The sequence below is a fragment of the Chromohalobacter sp. HP20-39 genome (assembly GCF_033052815.1).
GTDB lineage: Bacteria > Pseudomonadota > Gammaproteobacteria > Pseudomonadales > Halomonadaceae > Chromohalobacter.
Map to the genome: position 1 here is coordinate 1 of NZ_JAWHTP010000519.1, position 287 is coordinate 287.

The window sequence follows — 287 nt, forward strand, 5'->3', positions numbered from 1 at the left end:
CGATCGCGTAGGCCGAGCCCATCAGGCCGCCCAGGCCCAGCACGTGCCTGCCTTTCTTCGTCTGCCACCAGCGCTGATGGCGCGCCGTCGATGCTGCTGCTGGGGCCGCGGGTGCTGAGCCATCATGGCGGCGCACGTCGGAGACGCCGAAGCCCAGGCTCTTGATGGTCTTCTCGATGTGGCCGAGCTGCGTGGGGCCGCCAGACGCGAGCGTCAATTCCAGCGTTTCTGCGGTGAAGTTGATGCGGGCATCGGACACGCCATCCATGCGAGCGAGGGCCGTTTCG

Annotated in this window: 1 pseudogene; it reads right to left on the reverse strand. The window is 67.6% G+C overall.

What is annotated here, in order from left to right:
- A pseudogene (locus RVY79_RS19030) lies at positions 1-268 on the reverse strand (heavy metal translocating P-type ATPase); the annotation flags it as partial.
- Positions 269-287 lie beyond the last annotated feature (19 nt).